The sequence below is a fragment of the Microbacterium sp. LEMMJ01 genome, assembly GCF_002114135.1.
Classification (GTDB): Bacteria; Actinomycetota; Actinomycetes; order Actinomycetales; family Microbacteriaceae; genus Microbacterium.
Genome location: NZ_NCTV01000009.1, coordinates 1 through 4822, shown reverse-complemented (window position 1 = coordinate 4822; position 4822 = coordinate 1). Strand labels below are relative to the sequence as shown.

Here is a 4822-nt window from a genome sequence, read left to right as displayed (position 1 = left end):
CCACGGCCCCAGCTCCCTCGGCGGCTACACCTCCGGTGCTCTCACGGTCGACCCCTCGACGCTCATCGGCATCCAGGGTGATGCGATCTACACGACCAAGCTGCCGGCGTGGTCCCTGCCGGACCGGTTCATCGGCGGCGGCGACGACGGCAAGACCGGGCGCCTGCGCCTGCAGGGCTACCTCAACGGATCCTTCATCACGCCGGAGACGCTGCGGCAGCGTGACGCGCTGAAAGCACGTGCCGAGCGGGCCGGCATCGCCAAGGCGCTCGAGCAGGCAGAGGAGAAGGGCTGATGGCTGACCAGCAGCGCACCGCCCAAGACCTCATCCGCGATCTGCGGCGCAAGGGCATCAGCACGGCCGAGATCGCCGAGGAGCTGCACCGCTCGCCTCGAATGGTCCGCAAGATCCTCAACGGCGAAACCAGCGGCGCCCTCTACCGCCAGGCGCTCCAGGAGCTCGCTGACACCGGACGCCTCACCCACGTCCCGCCGCGGCGCCGGCGCAAGGACGGCTCGATCGCCCCCGTGCGAGGCAAGGCCGGCGCCAAGCCCGTCATCCCCGAAGACCTCAGCGGCACCTACGTTGAGGGTCGCCAGGGTGGTCGGCTGCGCGTCGACGTGGCATACGCCACCGGGGGCGACCGGTACATCGAGATGCGCATCCCCAAGGGCCGCACCGCGAAGGGCCGCGAGCAGGCGAACGCCGAACTGATCAAGCAGGTCCGCAACGCCGCCAAGGGCCAGTCCCACGACAAGCAGAAGCAGATCACCGCCCACCTGACCTTCTCCAACGGCCGCGTGATGGAGGTCAACTCGTACAACGCCTCGACGATGCTCAAGCGCATCCACGAGAACGGCGGCGACGCCCTCGGCTGGTTCCGCGAAGAGTCGAAGAACCGATACGTGAACCTCGACACCAGCCGCGACACCATCACCGGCGTCACCCTCAACGTCGTCAGCACGGCCAAGACGACCGAGTACCAGAGGCAGGCCGAGCGCGGCCGCACTCGCCGCCCCCGCTCGCTGTCGCCGGCGGAGCTCATCAGCATGGAAGAGAAGCGGCGCATCGAGGAGCGCCGCGCTCGCCGCCGTGGAAACCGAGGAGGTGGTCAGTGACCATGGCCGCCCCGAAGAAGCCCACAGCTGCAGCGAAGCCCCGCGCACGCAAGGCCGCGCCCCCCGCTGAGGAAGTCACCAGCGACGTCGACCAGGCAGCGACGTCCGAAGCACCCGCACGCGCACCTCGCGCAAGCCAGAAGCCGGCAGCGGCGAGCGCGACGCCTCCTGAGTCGGCCGAGGCGGAGACGCCACCGCCGGCGAAGAAGAAGCGGGGGCCCTACAACGTCGTCTACGTCCAGAAGAAGCCCGTCTCGATCCGTCTCCCCGACGACGCGCTTGAACTGATGGACTGGGCCAAGCAGGATGCAGCCAGCCGCGGCGACCGCCTCACCAAGGACGAGATCGTCACCGTTGCGCTTCGCGCCTACTGGGGCCGCAAACGGCGCCGCGGGTAATGACCGTCTCCTGAGCTGCTGGCAGGGAAGTCGAGATGAGTGAAACTAACGGGCCGGCCGAGTTGCCGGTCTACTCGATCGCCGAGGCATTCGTGAAGCGATCCGGAATGTATATCGGGCAGCCCGTCACGTTCGAGCGAGTGCACACGTTCCTGCTCGGTTTCGAAACGGCGATGTTGTACGTTCGCGACGAGCTCGCGCGCGATCGCAATGCGTTTCAGCCCGTGGGCGTGCTCGGTCAGTTCCGGGAGCAGCTGCGATCCGAGGGGCGGCTCAGGTGGGACTCCTGGTCCCTGACGATCGTGGCGGAAGCGATCGGCTGGACTGGCGACGAGCCTCCGGCGATCGACGATCTGACCGAAGAGCAGCACCTCGAGGCAGTCCGGGACCTTCTCCCGTTGCTCGAGAAGGTCTTTGCCCTCCCCGCGGAGCTTGTCACCTCGCTCCGTGACTCCGCCTGAGAAGGGTAGGCACCCCACCGCTGTCGGTGTGTCGTCCCGCCCATCGAGTTCGAGAACGCGTTCTATGCTGTGCGGCGATGATCAACCTGACCGCCACCGTCCCGCTTGGACCGCTGACAGAACTTGTCGGACGATCCCTCTCGGCGACTGGGAGATGGGTCAACTCATCCGGTAGCGCCTACCTGTCATATCCATCACTCAGAGGATCCTGACCCGGACGAACGATCGCAGTCGCTCGAGGGCAAAGGACCCGTGCGGATGTCGCGCGTCACACCTCGACCTCGAACGGCAACTTTCGCAGTGTCGTCGCGGAAATCCCGGTGCTCTTGTACATCCGGGCGTGGGCGTACTGGATCTCCGGCAGCAGATCGATGCGGCCGATCGCCTCCAGCATGATCTCGTCGGCCTGACCGGTGAGATGACGCAGTTCGGGGATCGCGTACCCGCCCACGTACTTCCCGGAGTTGAGATCCCAGGAGCGCACGGCCGGCAGCGCCTCCTCGATCCTCTCGCCGAGCTCCACCAGAGCATCGAACGTGTCCTGCCCGTAAGCGTGCGGGGAGAATGGGATCTGCGACATCGTGCCCTTGGTGACGTTGAAGCAGTCGCCCGTGAACGTCCACCACAGGAACGCCAGCCGCGACGCCGCGATCGCGCTGGCCGCGAGCTGGTCCTTCCGGTTCTGAACGAACAGCTTCCCCTCGTTGAGGGGCACCGTGGCGTGCGTGGTCTTGTCGTAGGTGACCGGCGGCACCGTGTACGTGCTCAGGAAGTACGTGGCGGTCTTCTTGAAACCGACGGAGTAGTCGCTCACACGGACAAGCGGCGTCGAGGAGATCGTGCCCTTCGCAAGCAGCGTGTCGATCAGCTCGAACATCGCGTCGCTGCTGGCGCGCATCCAGTTCGGGGTCCGCGAGCCGGCGGGCCGAAGCGAATACCGCAGTGTCGCCATCAGATGCGGACGGAACGCCTCGATCCAGCTGTGGGTGAGCGTCGTGTGCAGCTCGGAGACGCTGCCATACCCGGCGGCGGTGATGATCGTGCTGCGCACCTTCACCTGGAACAGGGCAGCCGGGCGTTCCTGGAAGGTGCTCACCCAGATCGCATCGAACCGCCGCTCGTAGAACTTCCGCAGTGACTCGTCGCGATCGGCGAACTGGCTGCGGATGGGAACGATCAGGCTGAGCCGGCCATCCGGGCGCGTGATCTGCGCCGAGCGCTCGCAGCAGGAGGCGTAGATGTCGTCGACGTTGTCTGTCTCGAAGCCGGTGATGCGGTAGCTGAGCTCGCGCCGGTTGACGTAGGGTGGGTTGCCGATGACGACGTCGAAGCCGCCCTGATTGGGGTGTGACACGTCGCCCCGCACCGGCAAGAAGCGCGGCCCGTACAATGTCCAGCGCATCGAAAAACACCCCGCGACCTTCCGACTACCTCCGGACGTCTTCGAGTACATCAACCAGGCACGCGACGAAGCCGCGGCCCGTGGTGATCGCCTCACCAAAGACGAAGCGATCACCATGGCAGTCCGCGCGTTCTGGGGCGGCAAGCGCCAGCGCCGCCGCTGATCACCACACCGACATAACCGACGAAAAGAACTCTGGAGGCATCTGATGAGCCGTCGATCTATGCTCGAGCAGGAAACCGATCCGCTACACCCCGCGCGGATGCTACCGCGCACCTGAGACGAACGCGCGGTCCTTCACCGAGGATGGCTACATCTCGACATGATCAACCGAGGCAGCGAGAAGATTTCGTGCGAAGAGGTGGAGGACCTCGTCTACCGCTATGACAGCTTCGATCTAGCGGCCGCCGTCGCGATGCTCGACCCCGTGTTCAGCGAGCGGGTATGCGTCTACGTGAGTCTCAAGGAGGGCGGCCCGCTCGGGCTCGAACGGATCCGCGCCGCCATGGAGTCCGCCGGGGTGGCTAAGCATAAGCACCCCGAGCGGCTGATCGCCGTCGACGACATGCCCCTCACCAAGGTAGGCAAGATTGACAAGAGGGAGCGGAGAGGGCTTTGCCCGCCGCGACAGCGCCTAATGGGGCAGACGCTCAGCGCCCGCGCCGCCACGCGAGCCAGTGGCGGATGCTCTCCTCGAGCGCGTGCAATAGAGGCAACATCACCCAGATGACGCACGCGACGGTCAGTGGCGTCGTACATAGGATCTGGAGGTACGGCGGCAGGCCGGTCAGGAGCGGAGCGATGAAGTAGGCGTTGAACATGGCAGGCGGTACCAGCGCGATCCACACTAAAATCGCCGTCCACCACCGCGGGCGCGCGGGACCGGCCGTCGGGATTGCACCGGTGAGGGCGTCCGGAGTCAGTGGACGGGCCTGCCCGATCGTGAGCGGCACGGCCTGTTGCAGGTGCGCCTGCCGCTCCTTACTGTCCTCCCACCGGATGAGGTCATGGGGGGAAGCGAACGTGATCTCGACGACAACCTGGCGCCGGTGCCGTTCCGAGACTCGGACCTTCGACTCCCGGTAGCCGGGGAACGACTGGGCCCGGCCGGTGAAACCATGCGCCCACTCGGTGAGATCGTCCAGCCGCCCGGGGACGGCTGTGCGCGCCACCCGAGCCGTGACCGTGAGGTTATCTGGTTGCATGGTGTCCTCCCGGGGCAGAGGAAGCCCCGTCTCCCAGCGTATTGCGCCGATGACGCGGCACTGAACAGCTTCCGACCATCGGGGTCCGGATCAATAGCGCGAAATAGTGCTCTTCCGAGCAGTGGAGTGTCACCGCCACTGCCGCCTCACGCAGGATGGAAAGTTGAAAGACCTGGATCGACGGGGAGGTCATTTGCACGAGGCGTTTCGCTTGCTGCGGGAAGAAAGGCTCAAACG

At 65.9% G+C, this 4822-nt stretch carries 8 protein-coding genes and 1 pseudogene; 6 read left to right on the top strand and 3 right to left on the bottom strand.

What is annotated here, in order from left to right; genetic code table 11:
* The 4 genes and pseudogenes from B7W94_RS00680 to B7W94_RS00665 all read left to right on the top strand — a co-directional run.
* A pseudogene (locus tag B7W94_RS00680) lies at positions 1-295 on the top strand (hypothetical protein); the annotation flags it as partial.
* Positions 295-1119, top strand: a complete 825-nt coding sequence (locus tag B7W94_RS00675) for a hypothetical protein (protein ID WP_047801722.1) — start codon at positions 295-297, stop codon at positions 1117-1119. The pseudogene B7W94_RS00680 and the gene B7W94_RS00675, both read left to right, overlap by 1 nt.
* Positions 1116-1517, top strand: a complete 402-nt coding sequence (locus tag B7W94_RS00670; RefSeq protein WP_005050751.1) for a hypothetical protein — start codon at positions 1116-1118, stop codon at positions 1515-1517. The genes B7W94_RS00675 and B7W94_RS00670 overlap by 4 nt, the downstream gene beginning before the upstream one ends.
* Positions 1518-1552: 35 nt before the next feature.
* Positions 1553-1978, top strand: coding sequence for a hypothetical protein (locus B7W94_RS00665; RefSeq protein WP_005050749.1), 426 nt, complete (start codon positions 1553-1555; stop codon positions 1976-1978).
* Between the two features lie 268 nt (positions 1979-2246).
* Here B7W94_RS00665 and B7W94_RS00660 read toward each other — a convergent pair whose 3' ends face one another.
* Positions 2247-3332 carry an SAM-dependent methyltransferase gene (locus B7W94_RS00660; protein ID WP_039712022.1) on the bottom strand — a complete coding sequence of 362 codons (1086 nt, stop codon included), beginning with the start codon at positions 3330-3332 and terminating at the stop codon, positions 2247-2249.
* Between B7W94_RS00660 and B7W94_RS18005 the strand changes: the two genes are divergently transcribed.
* On the top strand, positions 3319-3543 hold the full coding sequence (locus B7W94_RS18005; protein WP_039712023.1) for a hypothetical protein: 225 nt from the start codon (positions 3319-3321) through the stop codon (positions 3541-3543). The genes B7W94_RS00660 and B7W94_RS18005 overlap by 14 nt on opposite strands.
* A 159-nt stretch (positions 3544-3702) precedes the next feature.
* Positions 3703-4110 carry an AMP-binding enzyme gene (locus tag B7W94_RS18515; RefSeq protein ID WP_005050745.1) on the top strand — a complete coding sequence of 136 codons (408 nt, stop codon included), beginning with the start codon at positions 3703-3705 and terminating at the stop codon, positions 4108-4110.
* Here B7W94_RS18515 and B7W94_RS00650 read toward each other — a convergent pair.
* Entirely contained in the window at positions 4031-4585 is a 555-nt protein-coding gene (locus tag B7W94_RS00650) for a hypothetical protein (protein WP_005050743.1), read from the bottom strand. The genes B7W94_RS18515 and B7W94_RS00650 overlap by 80 nt on opposite strands.
* Positions 4572-4822 (bottom strand): hypothetical protein (locus B7W94_RS18205; RefSeq protein WP_216353851.1); only part of this gene is annotated, 251 nt, incomplete at its 5' end. The genes B7W94_RS00650 and B7W94_RS18205, both read right to left, overlap by 14 nt.

Excerpts from the sequence above, each read along its gene's own strand:
- B7W94_RS00650 (WP_005050743.1), bottom strand. The coding sequence starts at position 4,585 with ATGCAACCAGATAACCTCACGGTCACGGCTCGGGTGGCGCGCACAGCC.
- B7W94_RS18515 (WP_005050745.1), top strand. The coding sequence starts at position 3,703 with ATGATCAACCGAGGCAGCGAGAAGATTTCGTGCGAAGAGGTGGAGGAC.
- B7W94_RS00665 (WP_005050749.1), top strand. The coding sequence starts at position 1,553 with ATGAGTGAAACTAACGGGCCGGCCGAGTTGCCGGTCTACTCGATCGCC.
- B7W94_RS00675 (WP_047801722.1), top strand. The coding sequence starts at position 295 with ATGGCTGACCAGCAGCGCACCGCCCAAGACCTCATCCGCGATCTGCGG.